Annotated in this window: 25 protein-coding genes and 1 pseudogene; 14 read left to right on the top strand and 12 right to left on the bottom strand. The window is 59.5% G+C overall.

Annotated features, from left to right (window positions below; translation table 11 throughout):
* Positions 1-168 precede the first annotated feature (168 nt).
* From ACRSCF_RS24715 to ACRSCF_RS24705, 3 genes are all read left to right on the top strand, one after another.
* Positions 169-783: an SCO family protein gene (locus tag ACRSCF_RS24715; protein ID WP_016453745.1), complete on the top strand. Its 615-nt coding sequence runs from the start codon at positions 169-171 to the stop codon at positions 781-783.
* 160 nt (positions 784-943) lie between these two features.
* Complete coding sequence (locus ACRSCF_RS24710) at positions 944-2,539, top strand: methyl-accepting chemotaxis protein (protein WP_034367842.1); 1,596 nt, start codon at positions 944-946, stop codon at positions 2,537-2,539.
* Positions 2,536-4,320 carry a putative bifunctional diguanylate cyclase/phosphodiesterase gene (locus ACRSCF_RS24705; RefSeq protein WP_244387271.1) on the top strand — a complete coding sequence of 595 codons (1,785 nt, stop codon included), beginning with the start codon at positions 2,536-2,538 and terminating at the stop codon, positions 4,318-4,320. Before ACRSCF_RS24710 ends, ACRSCF_RS24705 begins: the two co-directional genes overlap by 4 nt.
* 156 nt (positions 4,321-4,476) lie before the next feature.
* On the opposite strand, the gene ACRSCF_RS24700 is transcribed toward ACRSCF_RS24705, so the two are convergent.
* From ACRSCF_RS24700 to ACRSCF_RS24665, 8 genes are all read right to left on the bottom strand, one after another.
* Positions 4,477-5,142 carry a Crp/Fnr family transcriptional regulator gene (locus ACRSCF_RS24700; RefSeq protein ID WP_034367844.1) on the bottom strand — a complete coding sequence of 222 codons (666 nt, stop codon included), beginning with the start codon at positions 5,140-5,142 and terminating at the stop codon, positions 4,477-4,479.
* A gap of 227 nt (positions 5,143-5,369) precedes the next feature.
* The gene (locus ACRSCF_RS24695; protein WP_016453749.1) at positions 5,370-6,347 is read right to left on the bottom strand and encodes a DUF6999 family protein; all 978 of its coding nucleotides are present in this window, start codon (positions 6,345-6,347) and stop codon (positions 5,370-5,372) included.
* Positions 6,347-8,308 (bottom strand): iron-containing redox enzyme family protein, encoded by a 1,962-nt coding sequence (locus ACRSCF_RS24690; RefSeq protein WP_244387269.1) that lies wholly within the window; start codon positions 8,306-8,308, stop codon positions 6,347-6,349. Before ACRSCF_RS24690 ends, ACRSCF_RS24695 begins: the two co-directional genes overlap by 1 nt.
* A gap of 15 nt (positions 8,309-8,323) precedes the next feature.
* Positions 8,324-9,259 carry a fatty acid desaturase gene (locus tag ACRSCF_RS24685; protein WP_034367863.1) on the bottom strand — a complete coding sequence of 312 codons (936 nt, stop codon included), beginning with the start codon at positions 9,257-9,259 and terminating at the stop codon, positions 8,324-8,326.
* On the bottom strand, positions 9,256-10,002 hold the full coding sequence (locus ACRSCF_RS24680) for a sterol desaturase family protein (protein ID WP_034367865.1): 747 nt from the start codon (positions 10,000-10,002) through the stop codon (positions 9,256-9,258). Before ACRSCF_RS24680 ends, ACRSCF_RS24685 begins: the two co-directional genes overlap by 4 nt.
* 33 nt (positions 10,003-10,035) lie before the next feature.
* Positions 10,036-11,028 (bottom strand): Bug family tripartite tricarboxylate transporter substrate binding protein, encoded by a 993-nt coding sequence (locus tag ACRSCF_RS24675; RefSeq protein WP_244387267.1) that lies wholly within the window; start codon positions 11,026-11,028, stop codon positions 10,036-10,038.
* Positions 11,029-11,124: 96 nt separating this feature from the next.
* Positions 11,125-12,069 carry an RNA polymerase sigma factor RpoH gene (gene rpoH / locus ACRSCF_RS24670; protein ID WP_016450157.1) on the bottom strand — a complete coding sequence of 315 codons (945 nt, stop codon included), beginning with the start codon at positions 12,067-12,069 and terminating at the stop codon, positions 11,125-11,127.
* A 1,185-nt stretch (positions 12,070-13,254) separates the two neighbouring features.
* Positions 13,255-13,731 carry an HAD domain-containing protein gene (locus tag ACRSCF_RS24665; protein ID WP_012203623.1) on the bottom strand — a complete coding sequence of 159 codons (477 nt, stop codon included), beginning with the start codon at positions 13,729-13,731 and terminating at the stop codon, positions 13,255-13,257.
* Positions 13,732-13,797: 66 nt separating this feature from the next.
* On the opposite strand from ACRSCF_RS24665, the gene ACRSCF_RS24660 reads away from it, so the two are divergent.
* The gene (locus ACRSCF_RS24660; protein ID WP_080649860.1) at positions 13,798-14,133 is read left to right on the top strand and encodes a helix-turn-helix domain-containing protein; all 336 of its coding nucleotides are present in this window, start codon (positions 13,798-13,800) and stop codon (positions 14,131-14,133) included.
* Here the strand turns inward: ACRSCF_RS24660 and ACRSCF_RS24655 are convergent.
* Positions 14,097-14,528 carry a hypothetical protein gene (locus tag ACRSCF_RS24655; protein ID WP_012203624.1) on the bottom strand — a complete coding sequence of 144 codons (432 nt, stop codon included), beginning with the start codon at positions 14,526-14,528 and terminating at the stop codon, positions 14,097-14,099. The two genes, ACRSCF_RS24660 and ACRSCF_RS24655, sit on opposite strands and share 37 nt — an antisense overlap.
* A gap of 177 nt (positions 14,529-14,705) precedes the next feature.
* On the opposite strand from ACRSCF_RS24655, the gene ACRSCF_RS24650 reads away from it, so the two are divergent.
* Positions 14,706-15,152, top strand: coding sequence for a DNA-binding protein (locus tag ACRSCF_RS24650; protein WP_225971060.1), 447 nt, complete (start codon positions 14,706-14,708; stop codon positions 15,150-15,152).
* 420 nt (positions 15,153-15,572) lie between these two features.
* Here ACRSCF_RS24650 and ACRSCF_RS24645 read toward each other — a convergent pair whose 3' ends face one another.
* From ACRSCF_RS24645 to ACRSCF_RS24635, 3 genes are all read right to left on the bottom strand, one after another.
* Positions 15,573-16,529, bottom strand: a complete 957-nt coding sequence (locus tag ACRSCF_RS24645) for a helix-turn-helix domain-containing protein (RefSeq protein WP_012203626.1) — start codon at positions 16,527-16,529, stop codon at positions 15,573-15,575.
* 316 nt (positions 16,530-16,845) lie between these two features.
* Entirely contained in the window at positions 16,846-17,511 is a 666-nt protein-coding gene (locus ACRSCF_RS24640; RefSeq protein WP_225971061.1) for a hypothetical protein, read from the bottom strand.
* A gap of 1 nt (position 17,512) precedes the next feature.
* Positions 17,513-17,983 carry a helix-turn-helix domain-containing protein gene (locus ACRSCF_RS24635; protein WP_012203628.1) on the bottom strand — a complete coding sequence of 157 codons (471 nt, stop codon included), beginning with the start codon at positions 17,981-17,983 and terminating at the stop codon, positions 17,513-17,515.
* Between the two features lie 55 nt (positions 17,984-18,038).
* On the opposite strand from ACRSCF_RS24635, the gene ACRSCF_RS24630 reads away from it, so the two are divergent.
* The 9 genes and pseudogenes from ACRSCF_RS24630 to ACRSCF_RS24590 all read left to right on the top strand — a co-directional run bounded on the left by ACRSCF_RS24630 (position 18,039) and on the right by ACRSCF_RS24590 (position 26,491).
* Positions 18,039-18,308 (top strand): DNA-binding protein, encoded by a 270-nt coding sequence (locus ACRSCF_RS24630; RefSeq protein WP_126313170.1) that lies wholly within the window; start codon positions 18,039-18,041, stop codon positions 18,306-18,308.
* A 151-nt stretch (positions 18,309-18,459) separates the two neighbouring features.
* The gene (locus ACRSCF_RS24625) at positions 18,460-19,119 is read left to right on the top strand and encodes a TnsA endonuclease N-terminal domain-containing protein (RefSeq protein WP_016453756.1); all 660 of its coding nucleotides are present in this window, start codon (positions 18,460-18,462) and stop codon (positions 19,117-19,119) included.
* On the top strand, positions 19,085-21,037 hold the full coding sequence (locus ACRSCF_RS24620) for an integrase catalytic domain-containing protein (protein ID WP_012203630.1): 1,953 nt from the start codon (positions 19,085-19,087) through the stop codon (positions 21,035-21,037). The genes ACRSCF_RS24625 and ACRSCF_RS24620 overlap by 35 nt, the downstream gene beginning before the upstream one ends.
* A gap of 2 nt (positions 21,038-21,039) precedes the next feature.
* The gene (locus ACRSCF_RS24615; protein WP_012203631.1) at positions 21,040-22,008 is read left to right on the top strand and encodes a TniB family NTP-binding protein; all 969 of its coding nucleotides are present in this window, start codon (positions 21,040-21,042) and stop codon (positions 22,006-22,008) included.
* Positions 21,920-22,381, top strand: a pseudogene (locus ACRSCF_RS24610) (TniQ family protein); the annotation flags it as partial. The gene ACRSCF_RS24615 and the pseudogene ACRSCF_RS24610, both read left to right, overlap by 89 nt.
* A gap of 234 nt (positions 22,382-22,615) precedes the next feature.
* The gene (locus ACRSCF_RS24605) at positions 22,616-22,972 is read left to right on the top strand and encodes a hypothetical protein (protein ID WP_012203632.1); all 357 of its coding nucleotides are present in this window, start codon (positions 22,616-22,618) and stop codon (positions 22,970-22,972) included.
* Entirely contained in the window at positions 22,969-23,736 is a 768-nt protein-coding gene (locus ACRSCF_RS24600; protein ID WP_016453758.1) for a TniQ family protein, read from the top strand. Before ACRSCF_RS24605 ends, ACRSCF_RS24600 begins: the two co-directional genes overlap by 4 nt.
* A gap of 451 nt (positions 23,737-24,187) precedes the next feature.
* Complete coding sequence (locus tag ACRSCF_RS24595; RefSeq protein ID WP_012203634.1) at positions 24,188-24,772, top strand: HAD domain-containing protein; 585 nt, start codon at positions 24,188-24,190, stop codon at positions 24,770-24,772.
* 1,233 nt (positions 24,773-26,005) lie between these two features.
* Positions 26,006-26,491: a DUF6328 family protein gene (locus tag ACRSCF_RS24590; RefSeq protein ID WP_012203635.1), complete on the top strand. Its 486-nt coding sequence runs from the start codon at positions 26,006-26,008 to the stop codon at positions 26,489-26,491.
* Positions 26,492-26,590 lie beyond the last annotated feature (99 nt).

The raw sequence follows: 26,590 nt of genomic DNA, 5'->3' as shown, positions 1-26,590 counted from the left end.
ATGGAGGCAGGCAGGCCCCGCAGCGCCGGGGTCTTGCGGTTATGGGTTATGGTTTGCGGCTGTGCGAAAGCGCCTTCAGCAGACGCTTTCGCCTTTTCCCTTTCCAGCCCGGGCGGCGCGCAGGCTTTGCGGCCACGCAGCCTGCGGCAACTACCTTGTTGAGGAAGCATGAACAAACGGACAGCGCTGCGCTTTCTGGGCGTGACCGCCATGGCATGGGGCGCCCTGGCGCTGAGCGGATGCTCGCGCGAGGCCAAGACCAGTTTCCAGGGCGTCGATGTCACGGGCGCCGAATACGCCAAGGACATTCCCCTGCGCGATGTGGACGGCAAGCAGCGCAGCATCAAGGACTTTGCGGGCAAGGTCGTCGTGGTCTTCTTCGGCTACACGCAATGCCCCGACGTATGCCCCACCACCCTGCAGGAGCTGGTCGAGGTCAAGCAGCAGCTGGGCGCCGATGGCGACAGGCTGCAGGGCGTCTTCGTCACCCTGGACCCCGAGCGCGACACGCCCGAGGTGCTCAAGGCCTACCTGGGCAACTTCGATCCCGGCTTCGTCGGCCTGCACGGCACGCCCGAAGAGACGGCGGCCGTGGCCAAGGATTTCAAGCTCTTCTACAAGAAGGTGCCCGGCAAGACCGAAGGCACCTACACGCTGGACCATTCGGCCGGCAGCTATGTCTATGACACGGCCGGCCGCCTGCGCGTGTATGAGCGATACGGCGGCGGCCCGCAGGTGCTGGGCGCCGACGTCAAGGCCCTGCTGCAGGAAAAGCGTTCCTGATCCTGCGCGCGCCGCAGCCAGTGTGACCGCCGTCACATTGGCTGCGTTTAGGCGCGATGCGGCACACCATCCCTGATGTGCATCGCCGCAGGACTGCTTAGAGTGGGCCCCGCCTGGAGCGTCATGCCGATGCCCCGCCCATCTCCAAGAGACCTGATCCATGCGGCGAAACGTGTACGTCACCCAGCGTGAGTACCCTTTGAACGAAGGAGAGACGCTTCTTTCCGTCACCGACCTGAAGGGGCGCATCGTCTATGCCAACGATGCCTTCATCCGCGTCAGCGGCTTCGAGGCCGCCGAGCTCTACGGCAAGGCCCACAGCATCGTGCGCCATCCCGACATGCCGGCCGCCGCCTTTGCCGACATGTGGTCCACCATCCAGCGAGGGCTGCCCTGGAGCGCCCTGGTCAAGAACCGGCGCAAGAACGGCGACCACTACTGGGTGCGCGCCAACGCCAGTCCCATACGGCATGCGGGCGCCGTGGTCGGCTACCTGTCCGTGCGCACCCGGCCGCAGCCGTACGAGGTGCAGCAGCATGCGGCGCTCTATGAACAGATCAATGCCGGCGTGCGCTCGCTGGGCCTGCACCGGGGCTTTCCGGTGGGGCGCGGCGCCGCGGGCGCGCTGCAGCGCTGGTGGCGCTTCAGGCCGCTGGCCTGGCGGGCGCAGGCCATGGTGGCGGGACTGTGGCTGCTGGGATCGGCCGGGCTGTGGTTGCCGTCGCTGCAGGCCTGGGCCTCGGCTTTGCCCCTGTCCCTGACGCTGGCCGAGATCTGGCCCGCCTGGCTGATCTGGAGCCTGGCTTGCGTGGCGGCCGGGCAGTGGCTGCGCACCAGGCTGCTCATGCCCCTGGCTGCCCTGCGCGGACAGGCCCAGGCCGTGGCCAGCGGGCAGCAGACGGGGGAACTGTTCACGCAGCGCACGGACGAGATCGGCGCCATCGGCGGCGCCGTGCGGCAGACCGGACTCAACCTGGTCTCCCTGGTGGACGACATCCAGGGCAAGAGCGACCAGGTGCGCCGCTGCGCGCTGGCCGTGCAGCAGGGCAGCACCGAACTGAGCGACCGCACCGAGGCTGCCGCCGCCAGCCTGGAGCAATCGGCCCAGGCCATGCAGGCCCTGGCCTGCGCCATAGAGCGCAGCAGCGCCCAGGCCGGCGAGGCCGCCCGCCGCGCGCGGCATGGCGTGGACATGGCCGGGCAGAGCAGCCGCATGGTCGCGCAACTGGACCAGGGCATGCGCGGCGTGGCCCGGACCAGCGATCAGGTCGGGGAGATCAGCTCGCTCATCGACGGCATTGCCTTTCAGACCAATCTGCTGGCGCTCAACGCCGCCGTGGAGGCCGCGCGCGCCGGCGAGCACGGCAAGGGCTTTGCCGTGGTGGCCGACGAGGTGCGCGGCCTGTCCCAGCGCAGCGCCCACGCTGCGCGCCAGATCAAGGCATTGATCGAGGCATCGCAGCAGCAGGTGGCGCAAAGCTGCGCCATGGCGCGCGAAATGGGCGAGGCCATGCTCGCCGTGCAGGCCGACATGCGCGAGCAGCTGCTGCTGGCCGAAGGCATGCAGGCCGCCAGCCAGGCCCAGGCCGGTGGCGTGCAACAGGTACAGGCCGCCGTGCAGCAGCTCGAACAGATGACCCAGCACAACGCCACGCTGGCGCGCGACACCATCGCGCACGCGCAGCAGCTGGCCGGGCAGGCTCAGGCGCTGGAGGCTGCGGCATCGGTCTTCCACGGCAAGGGGCCGTCCGCATGATGGCGTCGGCCTGGAGCGCGCAAGCCGGCCATCTGATCGGGCCGTGCGAGGCGCTGGATGAGGAGCTCAAGCGCGTGGCCATGGAGGCCGCGCCCGACGGCATCGTGCTCGTGGATCGCAAGGGCCGCATCCTGCTGGCCAATCCCGCCATGCAGGCCATGAGCGGCTATGGCGCCTCCGAGCTGCTGGGCCGTCCGCTGCAGATGCTGCTGCCGCCCGAGGTGCATGCGGCCCATGGGCCGCAGCTGCAGTCCTACTTCGCCCAGCCCGCGCGCCGGCCCATGGGGCAGGGGCGGGACCTGTGGCTGCTGCGCAAGGACGGCAAGCGCCTGTCCGTGGACATCGCCCTGGGCCATTCCCCGCACGGCGGGGGCGTGGCCGTGGCCTTTGTGCGCGACCTGTCGCAGCTGCGCCAGATGGAGGCCTGCATGCACTACCACGCCACGCACGACACGCTCACCGGCCTGCTCAACCGCTGGCAGTTCGGGTTGCAGCTGGAGCAGGCGATCTCGCAGGCGCAGGCGCAAGTGGGTTCGGGCTCGGGCTCGGGCTCGGGCACCGGGCCCGCGTCCTTTGCGCTGCTGCTGCTCGACCTTGACAACTTCAAGGCCATCAACGACGGATATGGCCACGACGTGGGCGACCAGGTGCTCAAGGAAGTGGCGCGCCGCCTGCAGGCCGCGCTGGGCACTTCGGCCACGCTGGCGCGCATGGGCGGTGACGAATTCACCGCCGTGCTGCATCCCTGCAACGGGCCGGACCTGCGCCGGCGCGTCGACGCGCTGCTGGGCGAGCTGTGCCGGCCCTGCGCCATCGGCCACTACGCGCTGAACTTCGGCGCCAGCGTGGGCGTGGCCTTCTACCCGCAGGACGCGGGCGATGCGGCCACCCTCATGCGCTATGCCGACATGGCCATGTACGACGCCAAGCAGCGCGGCCGTGCCTCCTACGCCTGCTATGCCAGCGCCATGGGCGAGGCCATGGCCGAGAAAGTGCTGCTGCACGAACGCCTCAAGCGCGCTCTGGACCGGGGTCTGCTGAGCCTGCATTTCCAGCCCCAGGTGCAGGTGCTGGGCGGCCAGGTCCAGGGCGTGGAGGCCCTGCTGCGCTGGAACGACGAGCAGATGGGCTGGGTCTCGCCGGAGCGCTTCGTGCCCGTGGCCGAGTCCACGGGCCTGATCCTCGCGCTGGGCGAATGGGTGATCGATGCGGCCTGCCGCCAGGCCGGCGATTGGCTGCGCGCAGGCATGCCGCTGCGCGTGGCGGTCAACCTCTCGGCCCAGCAACTGCGCCAGGCCGACCTGCAGCAGCGCCTCATGGGCAGCCTGGCCCGGCATGGCGTGCCGCCGCACCTGCTGGAGCTGGAAGTCACCGAGTCCGCCGCCATGACCGACCCGCAGCAGGCGCGCGAACTGCTGGGCAGCCTGCTTGCCGCAGGCGTCTGCGTGGTGCTGGACGATTTCGGCACCGGCTACTCCTCGCTGGCCCATCTGCGCGATCTGCCCGTCTCGCGCGTGAAGATAGACCGCACCTTCATCGGCCCCATGCTCGACAGCCCGGCCGACGCCAAGATCGTCAAGGCCGTGATCGCGCTGGCCCGCACCCTGGGCCTGCAGGTGGTTGCCGAAGGCGTGGAAACCGCCGAGCAGCTGCGCCTGCTGCGCATCCTGGACTGCGACGCCTACCAGGGCTGGCTCTTCGCCCGCGCCATGCCGGCGGAGCAGATTCCCGCGCTGATTCACAAGCCCGTGGCGACCTTGCTGGCGCAGCAGGAGGAATAGGCGCTTGAGCATCAAACTGCGGACTGTTGCGATGGGAAGGGAGCGATGGTGAGCAGGGACGGCGGTTCTGCCAAACCTGGCGCTTGATGTTGCAACAGGTCGGCAAGCCTACCGGTCCGCCCGATCAACCGCCACGCCTCTCGCACCCCACCTCCTTCACCCCACCTCCCTCACCCCACCCTCACTGATCCTCGACAACACCGCAGGCTGCAGCACGCAATGCCATCGATCCGGCCGCTCCAGCGCGCCCAGTTGCACCAGGCGCACAAGGCTGCGCGCAATGGTTTCGCGCGTGGTGGCCAGCAGGGCGGCCAGTGCGCCCTGGCTGGGCAGGCGCACGAGCAGGCTTGACTGCAGCGCGGCCAGTTGCATCAGGGTGGCGGCCAGCTGGCGCAGCACGCCGGGGATGCGGACGATGTGGGCCCATTCCGCCAGCAGGGCGTTGTTGCAGGTGTAGCTGGTGGCCAGCGCGCGCACGAAGGCGGCATCGACCAGGCCGCGGCGCGTGATGGTGGCGATGTCCACGCAGCAGATGCGCCCCGGGCCCAGGGCCTCGAAGTGCATGGCCGAGGGCTGCTGCAGCCAGCCCGGGCTGCCCAGCGCGTGGCCGTTGCCGAACAGTGCCACGGGCCGCTGCACGCCGTCGCCGCCACGGCGGATAGCCAGGACGAAACCGAGCTTGATCACCTGGAATTCATGGGCAACGCAGCCTTGCGCCTGGAGCTTCTGGCCCTTGGCCAGGCCGCGTTCGCGGATGTGCGGCAGCCATTGCAGGAAGGCGGGTTCGGGCAGTTGCCCCAGCAGGCAGTGCGACGAACGCATGCATTCGCTGCAGCGTACGGCTGAAGGCGCAAAGGACGACGATGGCATGGCACGGACGGTTCGAAGGCGCCGCAAGCCAGGGCAGGAGGCGCCCTGGCGCTGGCAGGGACCCGGGCGTGCGGCCAGGGCGAAGCCGTGCAGGCTAGCGGGCCCTGCGGCTGAATGCAACGTGATGTAACCGTTTTCGCGCCAGATGGCGTCAATCCACCGCTGTTCCTTGACCTGGGTCAGACGGCTGCCGTGCTGCTGGCGCTGCTGGCATGGTCGGCACCGCTGGCCGTTTCGCTGCCGTGGGCGCGGGCGGCTTCGCGCATGCGTGCCAGCTCGCGTGCGGGCAGGGGGATGTCGCCGCTGGCGACCTTCATCAGCAGGCAGTGCAGCATTTCGGTGGACAGTCCGTGCAGCACCAGGCGGTGGCCGGCGCGCAGGGTGGACAGGGGCACCAGCGGGTGCTTGTTGTTGAGCATGACCAGGTGCTCGGGCGAGGCGAGGATCTTGGCCGCATAGATGGCCACGGTCTCGTCCAGCTGCAGCGAGTTGCTGGCGCGCCAGAAGTCGTTGTCGGTCAGCAGCAGCTGGTAGACGGGCGTGTAGACCTCGATGGCGCTTTGCAGGTCCAGCAGGTTCAGGCGCCCGCGCGGCATGTCCTCCAGGCGCAGGGGCGGGTTGCGCAGCATGGAGAAGTCGGGCTCGGCCACGGGCTGCAGTTCCTGGCCTGCGGCGCGCAGCGCGTTGTTCAGGCGGATGACGAAGTTGAACAGGTTCAGGTCGTGCCTGAGGAACAGGTCGTCCCTGATGTCGTCGATGCTGCCTGGCTCCAGCGGTGTGGTGGACACGGGCGTGGGCGCGTTGGCCGCGACAAAGGCCAGGATCTGCGAGCCCAGGTGGAAGTGGCGCAGGATGAGCCAGTTGGCCTCGGGCGAGACGAAGCGGTTCATGCTGAAGGCCAGCAGCCGGTGCAGCAGCCTGGAGTGCGCCCAGTTGCGCGGCAGCAGCACCTTGAGGATCTGGATGAGCACGATGCTGGTGCGTGCAAGTGGCCGCAGGAAGGGCAGCAGGTACTGGCGCGAGCCGCTGCTGCAGTCGCGCAGCCAGGCGGCCTTGACGTCGTCGGGCAGCGGCGTGCTCTGGTCCAGGTACAGGGCACGCCAGGGGCTGGGGTCGCGCTCGTCGTGGGGCTGGTCGATGAAGTCTGGCGGTGGCATCAGTTCTCCTCGGTCAGGACATGCTCGAACTGCATCAGGTACAGCGCCGCCGTGTGGCGCGCGGTGCGCACGATGGCCTGCGCCGCCGTGCCCCCGCTGCCGTCTGTGTCGTCTGTGCCGTCCAGCGCCATCACCATCTGCACGGCCATGAGCCAGCGCTCCAGGTGGTGTTCGTCGTTGGCGCCGTGGTATTCCAGGAAGCGGAAGGCATCGGGCGGCAGCGGCAGGCTGGCGCGCAGCAGCGGCAGCAGGCTGGGCACGATGCGCTGGCCCGTGCCTTCGATGATGTAGATGGCGCCCAGCAGGCCCACGGGATTGGGCGTGGCGGCCAGGCCGTGCAGATAGGCGTTGAGCGCCTCGCCGCCGGGGTTGCGGCGCAGGTGGGTGAGGTCGGTCTCGGTGCCGCCGGCCTTCAGGTAGTCCTCGTGCAGGATGCGGAAGTCGTTCTGCTCCTCGCCCGCATGCACGTCGATCAGCGCGGCCAGCGCCGCATGTTCGCCGGTCAGCGAGGCCGCGCCCTCGCGCATCCACAGGCTGCCCTCGCGCACCTGGGGAACCCAGTGGCTCATCCAGCGCACGTAGTCGGCGGTCTGCAGCCTGCCTGTGCGTATGCGCTGCAGCAGCGGCGTGCGCCACACGCGCGAGCGGTAGTCCTGCCAGAGGCTGGCCAGCTCGGTCAGCAGCGGCGCCAGCGTGGCCGGGGCCTGGTTCGGGTCGTGGGGCGGGGCGATGGTGGGGACATCGGGCAGCAGGTCCGGGGCAGCGGGAGCTTCGGCGGTGGCACTGCGTGCTGCGGCGGTGGCCGGGGTGGCGGTGGGCGCCTGGGCCGCATCCTCCACTTCCAGCAGCATGTAGCCGGCCGTGAAGCGGCCCGATTCGGGAATGAAGCACAGCACCGTGTCGCCGTGCTTCAGGCGTGCCGATTGCGTGCGCAGGAATTCGGACAGCATCACGAAGATGGAGGCCGCGCCCGTGTTGCCGCGCCAGGCCAGGTTGCTCCACCAGCGTTCGCGCGGGATGCCGAGCTGGGCCTTTCCCAGCAACTCGTCCACCACGGGGATGAAGCGCTCCGACGAGTAGTGGCACAGGAAGTGGTCTATGCCGCGCCCGGGCACCCAGCCCGTGTGCGCCAGGTGGGCGTATTCGTGGATGCAGACATCGAACAGGTGCGGCAGCAGACGGATGTCCTGGCGCAGCGACAGCGCGCCTGCGGCCTCGGCCTCGCCCCAGGCGGCAAAGTCCAGGTGGCTGGTGGCGCGGTCGGGCGTCAGGCCCAGCTGCATGCAGACCGGGTAGTCGCCCGCAAAGCTGCGCAGGTGCGTCCAGCGCAGCTTCAGGCGCAGGCCGGGCGCGTCGGGCAGGGCCTGCGGGCCGCCCAGCAGCACGGCGCCTGCGCCATCGGACAGCATCCAGCGCAGGAAGTGGGCGTCGAAATCCGTGTTGTATCCCTGGGCCGCGAAGCGCGAGCGCTTGAACAGGCGCGAGGGCATTTCGCTGGCCACGGCCAGGGCCAGCGAGTCGGGCGCGCGGTCCACGGCCTGGGCCGCCGCCTGCAGCGCGCCCACGCTGGCGGCGCAGACGCCGTGCACGGACAGGGTCTCCATGGGCGGCGCGGCCATCTCTCCCTGGATCATGCTGGCAAAGCCGGGCATGAGCGCATCGCCGCCCGAGGAACCGCTGGCCAGGAAGCCCACATCGCCCAGCGCGCGCCCGGCCTGCGCCAGGCAGTCCTGGATGGCCTGGGCGGCCATGGCCGTGTTGCTGTGCACGGTGCGGCCTTCGGCGTCGATGGCGTAGTGGCGCTGGACAATGCCGTTCTCGGCCAGGATGCGGCGCTTGAGGCGCTCGGACAGGCGGTTGAGCGGCGCCACGTAGGCATCCATGCCTGCGTTGTCCACGGGTTCACCGGGCAGGAACATGCCTGCGGCATGCAGATAGACGTTGGAATAGGCGACGGGCATGGGTTCTGGGACGTATCAGTCGTATGTTCCGGGAGGCATTTGCGCACGCGTGCGGGCCGGCGGCCAGATCGTGCCGAGCACGAAGACGCGGGCCATGTAGGGTAGCAGTCCGCCTTCGTTGAGCGCGGGGGCCACGCGCTGGCGGTAGTGCTCGCTGTGCAGGCGCGTGAGCTCTGACCAGTGGGCCTGGGGCCGCTCGTGGTGGGCCGTGTGCAGGCCGATGTTGAACAGCAGCGGATTGACCCAGCCCTCGAAGTTGCGCGCGTAGTTCAGTGGCGTGGCGCTGTCCAGCCGCTGGCCGCGCGTCAGTGGCCGGCCATCGGCATGGGCGTGCTGCAGGTAGTTGGTGGCCAGCAGCCAGTGCAGGCCATGCAACTGGGGAACGATCACCAGCAGCAAGGCCTTTTGCCAATCCAGCGATAGCAGCAGCGCCCAGCTGCCCAGCCACAGCAGGTACTGGCCCATGCAGTAGCGAAAGGCGCCGGGCCAATGCCGCCGCAGCTGGCCCAGCCAGCGCAGGAACAGCGGGTACAGCACCCAGCCGGCCTGCAGCGGGTGGAGCAGGTAGCCCAGCAGATGGTTGTGGTCGCCGCCGAAGCGGTAGGTGCGTGCCATGTCGCGCGGGCCGTGGCGGAAGCGGTGGTGGTTGGCCACATGGGCGGGCCAGAACACAAAGGTCGGGTGGCCCTGCAGCAGGGTCAGCCAGTAGTCGGTGAAGCGGTTGGCCCAGCGCCCGCGCCACATGCGCAAATGCGTGTGGTTGTGGTGGATGACGCCCACGCCCAGCGTGAGGAACAGCTCGATCCCGTAGAGCCACAGGTTCCAGCCATGCTGCCACTGCCACCACACGATCAGCGGCAGCGCCACCAGATAGGCCAGCGACTGCAGGTCGCGCCCGTGGCGCAGCCGGGGCAGCCGGGGCTGGACGTGGCGAGCAGGCGGTCGGCTCATTCCGTCCTGGGCCGGGCCGTGGCGGGCAGGGCCACGCGCGTGCGCATCAGCCGGTCCATGAAGGCCAGCGCAAAGCCATAGTTGCCGTTGGGCCGGGCATGGTGCAGGTGGTGGCGCCGGCTGGCGGCCAGCGCATGCGTGTCGGACACCCCGGGAAAGAAGTCGTAGTTGGAGTGGCCTATGACGTTCAGCAGCAGGCTGAGCACCGGCACCGAGGCCAGCGACCAAAAACTGAAGTCGTGCACCACCATGGGCAGCAGGATGACGTTGCCCAGCATCAGCGCCTCGATGGGATGGAAGCTGTAGGTGGACCACGGCGTGGTGACGATGGAGCGGTGGTGGTCACCATGAAAGCGCCCCAGCAGCCGCGTATGCAGCAGGCGGTGGTTGATCCAGAAATGCACATCGTTCCAGATCAGCAGCACCACGATTTCGATGGCAATGCGCCAGGGGCCTGCATCGGGCTCCAGCCGCGCCCATCCCAATTGCAGAAGGCCCCAGGGCACGATCATGCCGATGCCGAAGATCAGCACCGAATGCAGCGACTGGCGCCATTCGCGCTGCAACTGGTCGGGCTTGAGCGGGCGCGTGTCCAGCACGCGGCCCACGCCGCGCCGCTGCAGCCAGCGCGTGAGCGCCGACATGCCCCAGCCACCGGCCAGGTAGAGCACGCCAAAGAAGGCCAGGCCCCAGGCCATGACCTGCCAGGCATTGAGTTCGGTGAAGGCTTGGGCTGCGGTCATGGGGGTGTCAAAGAGGGCACGTCACTGGGCGCATCATTGTGCGCGTATGCCCTGTTCGCGGATGATGCGGCCCAGCGTCGCCACGTCCTGGCGCATGCGCAGGGCCAGGCCTTCGGGCGAGCTGCCCACGGCCTGCCAGCCCTGGGCGGCCAGGCGCACGCGCATCTCGGGCGAGCGCACGATCTCGCTCACGGCCTCGGCCAGCTTGTGCACATGGGCGGCGGGCATGGCCTTGGGCGCGGCCACGGCGTTCCAGATCTCCAGGTCGAAATCGCCCACGCCCAGCTCCTTGAGGCTGGGCAGGCCCGGCGCCAGCGGGCTGCGCGCGGCCGAGGTCACGGCCACGCCGCGCAGCTTGCCGGCCTGGACCTGGGCCATGGCCAGCGCGGGCGGCAGCATGGACAGCTGCAGGTCGCCGCCCTGGATGGCGTTGAACACCTGCGGGTAGCCGGGATAGGGAATGTGCTCGGGCCTGAGCGCGGAGCGGCTCTTGAGCAGCTCCATGCCCAGGTGGCCCACGGTGCCCACGCCGGGCGAGCCGTAGCTCCAGCGGCTGCCGGCCTGGGCAGCGGCCTCCAGGAAGGCCCGGCCCTCGGGCGCGCCGGCCGGCGCCACCAGCACCAGGGGTGCCACGCCGATCAGGCTGACGGGCTGCAGGTCCTTGACGGGGTCGTAGCGCACGGCGGGGTTGAGCAGGCGGGCAATCGTCAGGTTGCCGTTGATCATCACGCTGAAGGTATGGCCATCGCGCGCACGGGCCACCTGCTCGCCTGCAATGTTGCCGCCTGCTCCCACCTTGTTCTCGACGATGACGGGCTGGCCCAGGCGCTTTTCCAGCGGCTCGGCCAGGGCGCGCGCCGTGAGGTCGGGGGAGGAGCCCGCGGGAAAGCCCACGATCAGATGCAGGGGCCTGCTGGGCCACTGGTCGCCCGCCACGGCGGCGCAAGGCAGCAGGGCCGAAGCCAGGGCGGTGGCCAAGGCATTGGCGAAGAGGCGGCGTAGTGGCGAGATGGCGCTGGCGGGCATGGGTGCGTGGGGGCCGCAAAGGCTGCGGGCAATAAAAAACCCGGAGATTATCCGGGTTTGTCTTGAAGCGGCCTGTCAGCCCAGGCCGTCAGGCCATCAGGCGAACTCTGCCAGGGCCTTCTTCATCTTCTTCATGGCAGCCACCTCGATCTGGCGAATGCGCTCGGCGCTCACGCCATACACGGCGGCCAGCTCATGCAGCGTCATGCCGCCCGAGCCGTCATCGTTGACCTTGAGCCAGCGCTCCTCGACGATGCGGCGGCTGCGGTCGTCCAGCGAATCCAGCGCCATGGCAATGCCGTCGGTGGCCAGGTGGTCACGCTGGCGCGACTCGATCATGGCCGTGGGCTCATGTGCGCCGTCGGCCAGATAGGCGATGGGACCGAAGGCCTGCTCGCCATCATCGCTGGGCGAGGGGTCCAGCAGCACGTCGCCACCGGCCAGGCGCGTTTCCATCTCCATGACTTCTTCGCGCTTGACGTTGAGCTTCTCGGCCATGGCGTCGATCTCGCCGGAGGTCAGCGTGTCGCGCAGCATGGCGCCGTCCTCGGCCATGGCGGCGTCGGACTTCAGGCCCTGCTTCATGGAGCGCAGGTTGAAGAACAGCTTGCGCTGGGCCTTGGTCGTGGCGACCTTGACCATGCGCCAGTTCTTGAGGATGTACTCGTGGATTTCGGCCTTGATCCAGTGCATGGCGTAGCTCACCAGGCGCACGTTCTGATCGGGATCGAAGCGCTTGACGGCCTTCATCAGGCCGACATTGCCTTCCTGGATCAGGTCGCCGTGCGGCAGGCCGTAACCCAGGTACTGGCGCGAGATGGACACCACCAGGCGCAGGTGGGACATCACCAGACGCCCTGCGGCGTCCAGGTCACTGTGTTCTTTGAGCTTGCGGGCGTAGTCCTGCTCTTCCTCGAGGGTGAGCATGGGCAGGCGGTTGACCGCGGAAATGTAGGCATCCAGATTGCCCAGAGGCGGCACCAGGGCCCAGGGGTTAGCGGGCGCCAAGGTGGTCGCAATGGAGCCGGAGGCGTTTGTCATTGCAGAGTTCCTTTCTTCCATTCCTTCATATTAGCACTCGTTAGGATTGAGTGCTAAAGCCGAAGTTCCGCGGGTTTTTCAGTCGGTTGCAGAAAATCTTCGGCACTGCAAAAGTCGCTTCTGGCTAGTCTGAGCGATTTTTGGAAACCCTGCTTGCCGGCGGGAGGCATGTTGTCGATTCCCACCGAGTTTTGAACTTTTCTCACTCAGTTTTGAACTAATTTCTTGTCGATTCGCTTCGTAAGTCATTGATTTAAATGAATATTTTTGCACTCTGAACTTGCCTGGCGAGTGATCAGGGCCGAGAAATGCCAAGTTTTGAGGTGCCTATCCCATGGCTTACATTCGCGAGCCCTGCGCCCTGCGCCCTGCGCCCTTCGCCCTTCGCCCTGCGCCCTGCGCCCTTCGCCCTTCGCCCTTCGCCCTTCGCCCTTCGCCCTTCGCCCTTCGCCCTTCGCCCTTCGCCCTTCGCCCTTCGCCCTTCGCCCTTCGCCCTTCGCCCTTCGCCCTTCGCCCTTCGCCCTTCGCCCTTCGCCCTTCGCCCTTCGCCCTTCGCCCTTCGCCCTTCGCCCTTCGCCCTTCGCCCTTCGCCCTTCGCCCTTCGCCCTTCGCCCTTCGCCCTTCGCCCTTCGCCCTTCGCCCTTCGCCCTTCGCCCTTCGCCCTTCGCCCTTCGCCCTTCGCCCTTCGCCCTTCGCCCTGCGCCCTGCGCCCTGCGCAGCAGCGGATCTCTGTGGGAGCATCGAATCAGTCGGTAAGACGCCCTCCCAGGCTCCGACAGGTCAGGAGTTGCGAAAAGTTCAACTCGCTATGAGAGTCACAGCGGGTCCAGACTGGGCGGTCCAGGTACATGTAAGTCCCTGATCTGCCTCATGTGCAGAGACAACCCTCGGTGAACATCGACACTGGATCACCTCGGTGCGGCTGCATTTTTTGCACCTTCTATGGCAGATCCCTGAGGGATATCGAAAGGTTCACACGCTCAGCGGGGCGAACGCAGGTCCTTATCTCGACAACGCTTTTTGCCTCTCAGTTTTGAACTCCTCGGCTGGAAACCCTCTGAATTTTGAACTCTTCCCGCCGCTTCTCACTGAGTGTTGAACTATCCGCAGGTTGTGATTAAATTTTCAGCAGATCACGGTGTCTGAGTGCAGGCGCTATGCGGCCACATTTCAGTGTGGATGTCATCAGCTGGTGAGCCGATGAAGGCGAGCAGCAAGCTGTGGTGCGACGCCTTCAGTAACGCCTTCGAGGCCGTTGGTCACGAACAGGGAGCCGCAAAATGGCATGAACAGCCAAGGACGGTCGTCCACTGCCAGCCAAGGCAGGTGGGCTGAATTGTTAGCCCACAGCCAAGCCCGGCATTCAGCTTGACGGTGGTAGCCCAGCAAAGTGTTTGGAACATCACGCAGCTCGGGATAGTGGGGGGTGACGCCCAAAATTCTGTCCGCGATGTCTGGTGAGAAGTGCTTTCGAAGCTTCTCAACTGGCGCTTGCAAGCGCCAGGTACTTGAAATCACCACCAAACATGTCGACGCTTGACGCAGGAGATCTTCCATCAACGGCAGGCAGCAGAAGTGCTTTGACTCGTGACAGAACTCAGGGTGCAGCACCCCATCGAAGTCAAGGAAAACTATGGGGGCTGCGATTGATGGCAGGGACATAGCAAAACCTTAGATGAGACTAGTTGGTCGTGGTCTTTTTGGTCTCACTGGGCGGAAATCGAGGCGATGCAGCCTCGCAAACATGTTCCCACTCGAGCCGACTTTGGCCACGCGCTTCGACAGCTGCGTGCCCTGCGCGGTTTGACGCAAGAGGACATGCTGATGGCAACCAGCAGGCGTCACATGAGCAGAGTTGAGCAAGGCCATCAGATACCGAGCGTTCGCGTTATTGAGGCATTGGCCGAAAGCTTGCAAATTCATCCATTGACGCTCATCGCAGCTGCATACTGCGTTAACTTGGACGAGGCGTCGATCAAGCTGATCACAGATACAGTACAGCTTGATCTTCAACGCATGGTGCAGGATCACATGGAGAATGGCTCTGTGAGTGAGTTCAGCTGAACAAGCTCGCGCAGGCTTTGCATGAATCCTGCCCCCGATGTCCCATCTTCTCGACGAAGTAGTCTGCTGACTATTTCATGGTCTACGGAGATGCTCAGCAGCGTCAAGACCTCGTGCAAACTGGCCATATCCGCTTCTCTGGAAAGATCCTCCGGTAGGGAAGCACCTGCCTTGGACAAGAGCAGAAGGCCCAAAGACAGGGCGGCACTACCATCGCCATGCTTTGAGTTCCATCCCTTGCCCGCCAGCAGGTCTCGGAGCTGGTCTGAAAGCAGGAGCAACTGGTGGTCCTTCAAGGCATCAGGCAGGGCTGCTTGCCAGCCATGGGCGCTGATGCACTTGGCAAGCTCGTGTTCATCAAATTTCCCAAGAAGACTTTTCTCAACTGTAAGCATGATCGTTCATCCGTTCGTATGAGACTATTTGGTCTCGTGCACAAGTGATGCATGCGAAGATAGCGCAGTACGGCGAGCGGTTGCGTCTTGCGCGCTCGCGCATCAAGTAACAGGAAGCCGTGAGTTGCCTGACCGAATGATGCAGGCAACCAATCTGTTGCCCAATGCAGAGGGGTTTTGAATTTGTTGAAAAATAGAATAGATCTTATTCGCCTTGCTGAACTAGATCGCCAGTTTGGCGAGTTTGCAAAAATGCAGCGAAGTGCGACGCCAAGATGTGGATGGGCAAAGACCATAAGGCTTGCCTTGGGTATGAGCTCGGGTGCTTTGGGGCGCCGCCTTGCTATATCCGCTCAAGGTGTGCGTAAGTTAGAGCAAGCTGAAGCCAACGGAACAATTACACTCAATACCTTGGCGCGACTTGCTGAAGGAATGGATTGTGAGGTGCATTACGTGCTTGTGCCACGTACCAGGCTGGTCGAGCAGGTTCTGCGACGTGCAAATGGGTTCTCTGGCAGGCGCGAAAAAACTCCAGTTGAGGTTCAGCAGCTTTTAACTGAATCAGATTCTTTCAACGTTTTATCAGATCTGTTCGAAAATTTGGAGAAGCGTGGATTTTGGTAAGGTGCCAGATTAAGCGAAAATTCATGAGACATGCTGCGGGATTATTCAGAGTCGCGTATGGCTGCGTGCAACTTCAAGAATTCATCAAGACCTTCCAGACGCATGAGAATTATTATGGTTTTGCCATTGATAGTGATCCCTAGTGCTCTTTGGTGAATCCTTGTTTATGAAAAATTACATCAATTAAATCAACAAGTTGTAAGTGATTGGTGGGTAAAGAAAGGGATTCTGTAGACCCATTCTAGAGAGTTATTCGCTCTTCAACGAGTCAGCTTTGATTGCTCGTAGTCACAAGACTCGGATTCCCGAAATGGCCGGAGTTTGGCGAGCGCTGCAATCCCACGATCACCTGTGTAAAAAATCAGCCAAAAAATTCCGAGAGAATCCATAGTATGCTTTGGCTGATATGTTGTGCATTACTTATCGCTCTGCACTCAACTCTGATGTGTCTATTTTAAAGTCTTCATAGATGTCGAGTTTTTTCATTATTACTGGTAGGACTTGGTGTATTACACGCATGCCCGTCAGTAGCTCATTTAGGTAAATATCTGGATGAATCTTATTTCTTGTGAAGCCTAGACTATGAGCATCTGCCTCTCGACCAAGCTCATCGTGTGAAGCATATGCTAGATCAAGTAACTCTGCTTTCAGTGGAATACATGATTTAAACGCATACTCCTTAAGAAGACTTAGTTTTTTTGCAACTTCCGTCTCGATAGTCCATTTGAATCTGATGAATTCTGGAGTCAGGTCTTTGTCTATTTCTATTTTTGAGGCTGCTAGCCTTAGCATGTCGTTTTCCAGTTCCCATACTGGGGTATCTATCAGATCTAGATCTTCGTCGTAGATGATTCCTGAAACGAATGCGGAATAGAATCCATAGACATTGTTAAGTGAGTTGAATATCTCGTTAATTATAAATACAATATTGTTCTTGTAAATTAATTCTTCTTGCTCATCATTCTGGAAATTAATGTCCAGTTCTTCAGGGTACTGGCTAGGAATCTCTATGCCCATATCCTGTAGAGCCTTAAGAGTGTCAAAAAAAATAGGGCACGAGTCTTCTTGAATATCCTCTGTGAGGGGGACCGTTTCGTAGCCAGTTTCGGCTGAATGGACAGCGGTGTCAGCCAAGTGGCGAATCAGTAGTTGCCATTTTTTTGCGTCTTCCATCGTGCCAGCGAGCAAGATGAAGTCAGGATCGATATCGCCGATCCCTGTTAGAGCACGCAAACGTTGGCTCATCTCGATTGACATGTACTCACCCTTCTTCCATTTGCTAACCTGTGCTGGTGAAACGCCCAGCTTGGCTGCCAGGTCTCGTTGGGTGCAACGCAAGGTGTCAAGAGTGAGCTGGATCAATGAAGGTGTGGTCATAAAAATGTTAAGTAAATTGTTTGTAGAATTTACTTAACAATCTACACGCAAGCCACCGAAAAGGCAAGCATGGCCCTTCCCCAGCAGGTGCCGCACAGTGATCTGAGATGTTCTCTATCGCTGGAGCTTGGCGGCTTGGCAGGCAGTGTCGGTGGAGATGTATGCAGGCCAGTTGATGGGGGACCCGTGTCTGATGCTTAGCAGCCCTCGGGCTGCTTTCTTCATACGATGAGGTTGGTTGGGATCAGCCCAATTTATGCGAGCAAAGTGGCTTTCATGGATGATCTATGTCCTCGCACGCCGTACGCAGCATCTCTCAGGTGTTGCAGATCTGCTGCAGGCCCAGTTGCATACGGATGTTCTGGGCGTGTTGCCATTGAGGGCCGATCACGTTCAGCGCCCATGTCATCCAACCTGTGTAGATGGTCAAAAATCCCAGGACAAAAGTCTCTCGTACGAGCTGTCCGTTGGCAACGATGGACCACGCTGTCCCCAGTAGCAGTATCGGTATCAGAGCACCTACGACATTGCGAAGCGCGCCTGCGCAGACATGCAGCCAATTTGGGAGGCTGTACATGTGAACTTTGTTTGCTGTCTGGAAAATTCCTGCTGCAGTGAACGCAAGGTGCATGGTGCGCGGCGCCATGGATTTGCGAACGCAGGCCTGCCGAATCCGGTGCCGTTGCGACGGGACTAGGCGTCGCGAATTAAATTCGATGCTGCTCAGCAGGTCATCGGCCTTGGCAAGTAGCAGTGGTGTTGGAGCGACCTTCAGGTCATGTTGCAGCTTTTTAAGTCGCCAGCATGCAAGAGGACGACGGATCCACTGCTTGGAAGAGAGCTTGGCGCTAGGCACATAGAACGCCACGGAGGCCGCGTGAAAGCTCATCACGTCCTGCATGGACTTGCGCGGATCACGCATCTGTTTCAAAGACTTCAGGGTCGCGTTCCACAACTTCTGCGCCTCTACGCTCAGGTGCACATCACTTTCCATAGTCGGCCCACAGCTTGCTAAGTACCTCTAAAGACGGTGGTTGTGGTGCTTCTGGCTCCTGCAAGAGTGCAGCAGAAAGCGCCTCATACAGCTGCCTGATCAGCTTCCAGCGATAGCTGGCCGGACAGGTCGGCGCAAAGCGTAGACAGAAGAAGTCCACTGTGTCGCAGCACTCTTGGATGAGTACCCAGTCAGGTTGTCCGCGCGCTGGGGGAGGAGCCGCATGATCAATCTCTTCCCTCGGTCCAAACAGAACTGCGTCGATGTCGAGTCCAGCCCGCTGCGCTGCTTGTAAGTATCCAGTTGTGGGCTCTGTAGTGCCTTTTTCGTAGGCAATCTGCGTTGAGCGGCTGATGGCCGTCAGGGTTGCGAGCTCCGCTTGTTTGAGGCCTAAAAGTTCTCGTGCTTCACGCAGTCTTGTAGCTACCCCATCTCTTATGTTTGATATCTTCGACTTCATGATCTTCTATAAGTTTTGAAAAATTTGCATAGAATTGAAGGAAGTTGGAGAAAAAGTGAAACAAGCATCGTCAGTGATCAGAGAACAGTTCCTTTTGCACGGTGTCTCCGTCAGAGAGTGGGCGCTCGCACGCGGATTCTCTGTGGCACTGGTGTACGCCGTTCTGGCAGGCAAAAGTAAGGCGTCGCGCGGGAAAAGTTACGAAATCGCCATCGCCTTGGGCATGCTTGAGCATCCCAAGGTCGAGGTCATCCCTGCCTTTGTGAACGATGTTCACCTTCATCGGCGCCAACAAAAACTGCTACAGGAGCGTCCCATGACATAAAAAAAACCGATCAATCCCCGAAGAAATTGACCGGCCAGAGTGCTGATAAAAATATCAGCCGCAAACTTAAGTCTACCCAGCACTCTCCGGTTGTCAAGAAAATCCGACCTCAAGCATGAGGTTGGAGGATATTCTGTTGTCTGGAGAAAACATGCAACCTGCTACCCGCAAGGTGGTGCATCGCTCGCCCGCGCACACCGTGCGCTTGCTAAACCTTCCTCACCTGCAAGACGAAGCCATCGAGGCGGATTCGTCTGTCGAGCGCGACTTTGTGCATTGTGCGGCTTTGTTCACCTTGACCAGGGCTATCAAAGCGCAGCCTTTCAAGCTCAGCCTGAAAGCATCAAGCTACACCCCAGACTTTGCGGTGAAGTTTGCAGATGGGTCCTGTGCTGTCGTCGAGGTCAAGCCCGAAAAATTCGTGGACTCCTACCAGGAGTTGTTCGCTCACGCACGACGCCAGCTCGCGGAGCGTGGAATGCTGTTCTTCGTTGTTCGAGACACGAGGCTTCGGCATGGCGGCTTGATGGAGAGAGCATTGATCATCAGGCGCTACGCGAAAGGTGTCTGCCGACTTGCTGACCAGCAGTTGGCTAAAACCATGGTTGCAGAGGCTGGCGGTACCGTGAGCATCATGTCGCTCCGAGAGGCTGGCGTGCCCCTTGAAGTGATTTTGTATCTGGTAGCCCATAGGCAACTGATGCTTGGCGCTGATCTGCGCTATGAATCTAAGGACTTGGTGTACTTGCCGAATGTTGGTGAGGAAGGAGCGTGCCATGCACTTCAGTTTGGTCGCTGGCTTGACATTTAGGCAGGGTCAACGAACGCTTGAGCTGGTCCGTGAACTCGACAAAAGCGAGTACCTGATTGAGGATGTCATCACTCGTAGATCCTTTACGGCCACAGCGGCTCAACTGGTGAGCGGGTTTCACGATGGCAAATATCAGCTCATTAAACATAGCTCAGAACCGGTACCCCGCGGGCCCGATCTGTGGCCAGCGCTCGTTGACTTGGCTTCACTGACAGAGCACGAACGCAAAGGGTTAGAGCAGCGTCTTGCGTACATCAAGCAATTGAGGCGTTTACGCATTTCGAAGGGACAACGTGCAAAGGTGGCGCTGGCCATAAAAAAATTTGCCGAATTTAGAGGGGAGAAAGCACCCTCTGCATCTGCAGTAATGATGTGGGTGCGAAACTATGAAAGGAGCGGCAACAACCCGCTGGCTATTGTTGATAAGCACAGGGTGGGAAAGAGGGTCAAGCGACTGAGGAACGAGGCTGAAAAGATCGTTTGGCAAGTGCTCAAGCGCGAGTACTTCACGACGAAACAGCAATCAATCAAGCATGCTCACAGGCAGCTGGAAATCGCACTCAAGCGTGCTTATCAGCAGGGAATTCTGCAGTCAGACGAAGCGGCGGTGAGTTACCAAACAGTGGCACGCCGTATCAAAGACGTAGATTTTTATCACAGGATCGCCTCGCGACAGGGCCCCACGCAAGCGCGAATGCAGTGTCGCAGCGCGTTCCCTGAGGGAGTGGCTACCTATCCCTATCAGAAAGTGGAAATCGACCATACGCCACTCAATTGGGTTGTGATCTGTGACAGAACAGGCCTCCCCCTAGGGAGGCCCACGCTAACAGTGATGATTGATGCTTTCTCTGGCTATATTCTTGGATTTTACATCTCCTTTTATGGGCCGGGGCTAACATCAGTTTGCGGAGTGGTTCGCAATGCATTGCAACCTAAAGCAGACATGATTAAATCGTTGAAGTTGGAGAATGAATGGCTATCTTGCGGGTTGGGTGACGAATGGGTAATAGATAACGGTCTTGAATTTCATTCATTTGGCTTCAAAACGATGGCAATGAGTCTCGGCGTAGACTTGATGTTTTGCCGTGTTCGTACGCCTTGGCTGAAACCTCACGTAGAGCGGTTTTTTAGCACGCTAAATACATTGACTTTGACCAAGGGTCGCGTGACAAAGTCTGTAGGCAGCATACTAAGGATAGACCCCTACAAAGATGCTGCGATCACCTTCACAGATTTGATTAACGGTCTGCTGATGTTTGTTGTCGATGTATATCCGCATCAGCCAAATTGGCGAAAGATGGCGACTCCTTTTACTTTGTTTCAAGAAGGAATTGAACGTGTGCCACCAGCACGCTATCCTGGGACGTTAGATCAGCTACGGCTAGCAGCAGGTATGTCCAGGATGCTGACTGTGAATCAGGGCGGAATTGAATTCACTGGATTGCCCTACGGTAGCTATGCGTTTAAAGACGTTTTCAAGAGGCATGGAAGTAAATTGAAGCTCTTGTGCAAATGGGATCCTGATGATATTTCCACATTGCATTTTTTAGATCCAGATGGTGTGACATGGCATGAAGCGCAGTGTCGTTGGCCGCAATATGCTAGTGGCCTTAGTTTCAATCAACATCGCTTGATTAGAAAGTTCGCTAAAGAAGACCTTCAGTCCGTCGATCGTATGGACTCACTTGCACGCGCCCGGCAGCGTTTGCACGACCACTGGCTCGATGCAACGAGTCGGCGAGGCCGAGTTGACGCGTTGACGGCGGGACGGTATGCCGACCTGACTTCACACAAAGTGATGTCTCCAAGCTCCGCACAATCCGTCTCGAAGGAGACGAGCGCAACTCAGTTGCTGTCAGAGTCGGAATACAAGTTGTCTGAGAAAGACATTCCGCAATTTGAAACATTTTCATTTTGACTATGGAAAATAGCGGTAAAAATAAATACTTTGATCAGTCGATGCAATTCGATGCGATTGCTTCTGATGATGAACTTCTTGAGGCACGCAGGTTGGCTACATATTCGGTTAATGCATTGCGTGTGGCAAAATCTGTTGATCGGACATTTGTGCTATTTCCTGCTGCAGTTCAAGCACTCACGTCGCTCGACAGGCTATTTCAGCTAGGCACTGAGTTTAATATGCCACAGGGAATGCGACTGGTCGGTCCTTCGGGTGTCGGAAAAACGGCATCTTTTGAGTATTTTCGTGCATCATTGCCGAATTCAGCTCTTTTTGCGCAAGGTATGGCTGCTATTAGTGTTCGGGTGCAGAATAAGCCAAGGACATCTCACCTTGTCCAAGCCATCCTCAACGCGATCCGCTACCCATTTAATTCGGGCTCAGCACGGCAGCTGTACATGCGTAGATCTCTCCTGTTCGACGCTCTCAAGAACTACAAAACGAGGCTGATCTGGCTCGATGAGGCTCAGCACCTGCTGTATCAGCGGCGCTCCGAGATGAGCAACGAATGGGAGAACGATGCTACCGAGTTTCTTAGAGAGCTGGTGGACGAATGTAAATTGAGTCTGGTTCTAGCTGGCACTTCTGAACTCGACAACTTGCCTGAGGTGGCGCCCCACCTTTCATCACGCGTTAGTGGCCGTGAGAGTATGGATAACTTCATCGCTGATGCGAATTGGGTGGGATTTGTTCGGGGATTCGTTAAACAATGTCAATCTTTCGATCTGACCTGTATGAATGATGTGCAGATGGCTATGCGTTTGCACATGGCCAGCGAGGGAAATCTACGCGCTTTCAAGCGCTTAGTTACCGAGGCAGTCCTCATTGCTTACGACTCCAATGATCGGCAAGTGGATAGAAAAGCGCTCCAGCGTGGTTTTCAAGGTGTTTTTGGTGCGGGGGCAGTGCGAGGTAATCCGTTTGTTTGATCTTCCCTTTCCATTTTGCCAAGAGTTATTCGATGATGAATCTGGTCTTGGTTTCTGCCTGCGTGTCGTGACTACCAATGGAGGCAAGTTGCACTTGCTACGAAAGATGTTGGGTATAGGGCGCTCTGTAAGGTTCAATGCGGTCCATGCACAAAAACTGGCCCCATTGCTTGGTGTGGATGCTTCAAGGCTTGCTTACAGGCTTCCCATTGCTGCTACCGTTGCACCTGGAGTGCCTAGACGATGCTACGGGCATGTTTTCAGAGTTGCTGGGCTGCTGAGGATGAGCCGTCCTCAGCTATGCGCTCTATGCATACAGGAAAGTGGCTATCTCAAAGCGCATTGGGACATTGGCCTGTCGAGTTGCTGTGTTAAGCATGGGCTTGGTTTCACTGACAAGTGCCTTCGCTGCGGATCTGCAGTTCGATGGGACCGCAGATCAGTGGAATGGGGTCACTGTGGACATCATCTTGGCCGAACCGGTACCTCTGTCGCAGATGGAAAACAGCTGCAGGTGCAGCGGTTGCTTGATGGGGTTTTCTACAGGCAACAACTGTCGCAAGTACTCGCGGAATTTAGCTTGCATCCTTGCATAGGTTTGTTATCCATGGATGGTCTGATACACACACTGTATGCTTTTGGCTTGCTCCATGGTCCATGGGCTGCCACAAGCGCAGGAGCGCTCGCCAAGTGCCTATCACCTGGCTATGCAAAAGCCATCGCTGCACGAGGCTTGGTGCGCCTTCAAGCTTGGTCCAACGAGTATCCATACGCCGGTGAAAAACTTGCTCCGGTAGTCGCGGCTGCCGCATTCATCAAAGTCATTGTCCATCCTGTCACACCGCAGGACAGAAGCATAGCACTGGGTATGTACGGCTCCATCTTCGGCCGACGTGAGCTTGAACAGCTGAAATCCCGGCACGCGGCACTCGGGCAGAAGAGCCTGTTCGAGGAAACTCTATGAAATTGGTTGGTGTGCCCGATACTTGCTGTGGCGAAAGCCCGGCATCCTGGCTTACACGCGCCGCGCTAAGTCAGGCTGTAAATTTACCGAGCTTGAAGTCACATCTTGGAGTTCCAACTAGATGCGACCCAGACATAACAGTTTTTGGAGGCGCGATTTGTAAGATTTCTAGAGTCTCTGGGTTGCCCGCGTCATCCTTTGCGCTCGCGGAGCACATCTTTGCTGGGCTGCGAAGTCTTGATCCATTAGGGCATAATTTTCTACTGTGGACTGAATGCCGTAAAGCCCGCTACAGATACTGTCCACTTTGTCTGGAAGAGCCTGGTTGTAAATTTTTCCCGCTGCATTGGCGTTTTAAAGCGTGGCGATGGTGTCCTGTTCACGACTGCTTGCTAGAGGACGTCTGCGCTCACTGCAGCGCACCTGTCACTCTCCCAGATACAATGATTAACGCGGGGCCGGATAAGCAAGGCGTCGCTACTTTGCAATACTGTTTGCAGTGTGCTAATCCGCTATCTTCAGGGCTAGGAAAAATCTTCCATCCGGTAGCCGACGATCTCCTTACCTCTGCAGAGCGGGTTTTCTTAATGAATGGCCGTGCGGTGTTGGCCGCTCTGCTTCACCGCTCAGTGTACTCGGATCAGTCGGATAAAAGACGACCACTTGCTTACTTGGAGACAATGAGAAAATTTGGAGTTCTTCCTCACGAATATTTTGAAATTCCTAGCTCTTTGTTGGAGAGGAGATTTTCTCAGCGATTTTAGTTGAAGCGACCGGGAGGTCTATGCTGATGCCGACTATCAAAGTGTTGTCAAACGGCCTGAAACTAAGTGAGAGGTGACTTGGCGCATCGCCATGCGATCCAGAAAGCGCCGCTTACTGCGTCCTGGCCAAACTGATCGATGCTCTGAACGCGCTTCTCGAGCACGTCAAGAAAGGCATTCGGGAAGCGAATAGCGATAGTGATTGCTTTCTTTCCATCTGACGTTCAGAGAACGGCATCATGGCCCTCACCGCGATCATCCAGCACACGGCCCAAGAGCCTGGAAATCTGCAGGGCTTTGATAAGAGTGCTTGGCTGAGCGACTGACTCGTGAACGCCGTCCCGGTATTCGGCTGCCGGCTGCCGGCTGCCCCTGGATGTTATGAAGGATCTTGGTAGCATGGGTCTAGCGCGCAACCATCCGCTACAGACTCCGCCTAACAGCTACCCTTATGCGTGACGCACATGCGATGACTTCTGGTCACAACGCGCCCTATGTACCGGCATCCACGCCTCGCAGCGCGGATGTGATCCTGTACTTGGACCTTGATGGCGTAGTCCACCATGAGAAGGTACTCTGGCATCCCCGCAAGGGCATCTACATGAGCCCATACCAAGCTCCTGGCCATGCGCTGTTTGAGTGGCTTCCCATTCTGGAAGAGGAACTGGCGCCATATCCCTCTGTGGCCTTGGTGCTGAGCAGCACCTGGTGCATTCGCCCAGGTTACGCCAAGACGCTTCAGCGGCTGCCTGAGCGACTGCGCGCGCGATTCATCGGCGGCACATACCACAAGCGTGTCCATGGGGCTGATCCTTGGAACCTAGCGTCGTTCCAGAGCACCCCGCGAGGCATGCAGATCTTGGCAGACGTGCAGCGGAGAAAACCGCGCCACTGGATCGCCCTGGACGATGACATTGAGGACTGGCCTCCGCTCGCTATCAGCAACTTGGTAGCTTGTGACGGCACCACCGGGCTTTCCGACCCGGAAGTGCGACATCAACTACGGCAGCAATTAAGGCAAAGTGCGACAGCATGAAAGGCCTCTGAGCGTGAAAGATTGCGCCTAAATTTGCGGATCACTAAAACAGTGTAAGCCCATGATTTTTATGAGATTTATGCAAAACCAAGGAACTCATTGCGGCTAAGTATTTGGCTATTTCACCCGTTCCCCATGTTCCATGGGCCTGCTGGTAGGCGGGCGCTCAAGCTGAGCAGCCTTGCGGTCTGCAAGCGCTTGAGCAGTGGATCCTGAAATGCGCGGTCGTACTGTCGGCCGTTGAAATTTCAGTGATGAGGACAACTCACCAGCATCGACCAGCCCACGATGCGACGGGAGCCCAGGCCCGGTATCGCGACCACATAAAGCCTACGTTGTGCCGACCAGATGCGGGGAAGTTGGCCTTGTCGGAGCAAGCGGCGGCGAATCGTGTGGAGATGCCCCGTCTCATCCGCGCCTATAACATTTCCGACATTAAGACTGTGCGTCTTCAAAGTCTGCGGGATGGCCGCCCCGCCAGCGCCAAGCCGACGAAAGTCACGCGGGCAGAAAGCGATGATGAATTCTTGATTAGCAGCATCGCGCGCTTGCGTCCGACTTGATCAGACAACCCATCAACGGCCTGGATGATACTGGGCTGCTGCCGGTTTCATGTGCAATAACAAGGTGTCATCGAAACCGGTACCAGCTCAAGCAGCACCGGTTCTGAACAGTACAGCTAGAGCTGTAGGAGGCAGTTGCGAACAGCTTTCATGTGCTGGATTTGCATCCTACTCTGCGCCTGAACACGGAGGACGTGATCAGTCAGCGGAGAAATCCCCTCGCCAAGGGTAAGCGGCTGATGGTCATGGACCAATTCACCCTCCTGCAGATCGGTTTCTCGCGTTGCTTTGCATGCAAGTGGCTCGGTTACCCGGGTATCGGCGACCTTACGAAGAGCGAATTTGTGCAATGACTACAAATATGTAATCATGAAATAAATTGTGAAATTTCTCGTTCGCGAGGCGATTCGCGAAATAATAAATTTCAAATCAACAGAACTCAGTACCCTACAGAAATGATGGGGATCTTCGGCCACATTGAAGTGGCACTGAAGGGAGACCCAAGTTGACCACCATTTTCAAAAAATACAACAGAGGCTTTACCCTAAATTACGAGAAAATGACACTGGCGTGACGAAAATGCAAGAAATAGTGGGTTTGATGATCACCTTATAAAACCAAAAAACGTACCCAAGAAAAATTATCAGTTGCAAAATAGGATGTATTTTTAATGAAATCTGAACACAATCAAACACATGCAGACAAAGAAATGTCTGAAATAAACAACGATGGAGATTTGACAGATCTACTTGGAGAACTCCGCATTCTACTTCCTAGCTCACAGCTACTGTCCGCATTTTTGATAACAGTACCTTTCATGCCAAGATTCGATGCAATCGCTTACACGGAAAAATGGGTATTCTTGGCGACATTCCTCTTGGCAGTGATGAGCTTGATACTACTAAGTGCAACCGCCGTCCAGCATCGACTAATTCGACCGCTGATTGACAGACCTCGCTTCAAAACATTTGCATCTCGTCAGATTCTGGCGGGCGCGGTAACGCTTGCTATCGCGCTGATATCAGGCACACAACTTGTTCTTTCAACCATATTTGGTCATTTCGTGGGCAGCATAGCTGCGGCGTTGATCGCTGTTTTGATTCTTACGACATGGTGGTGGTTACCGCGTCACTGGAAAGAGGCTGGAAGATTATGAGAGAATTCCCTTTCTCTTGTCGCTGAGGTATATCTGGCAAAAATCGTGCTCGGGCTCTCATTTATCGGTACTGTGTAAGCTGGTCTGTTGCTGCACGTT

Origin of the sequence: Delftia sp. 11MD (genome assembly GCF_050907895.1) — a bacterium.
Lineage (GTDB): Bacteria > Pseudomonadota > Gammaproteobacteria > Burkholderiales > Burkholderiaceae_C > Comamonas > Comamonas tsuruhatensis.
The sequence above is the reverse complement of the archived record's forward strand: the minus strand, read 5'-3'. Positions and strand labels throughout refer to the sequence as shown.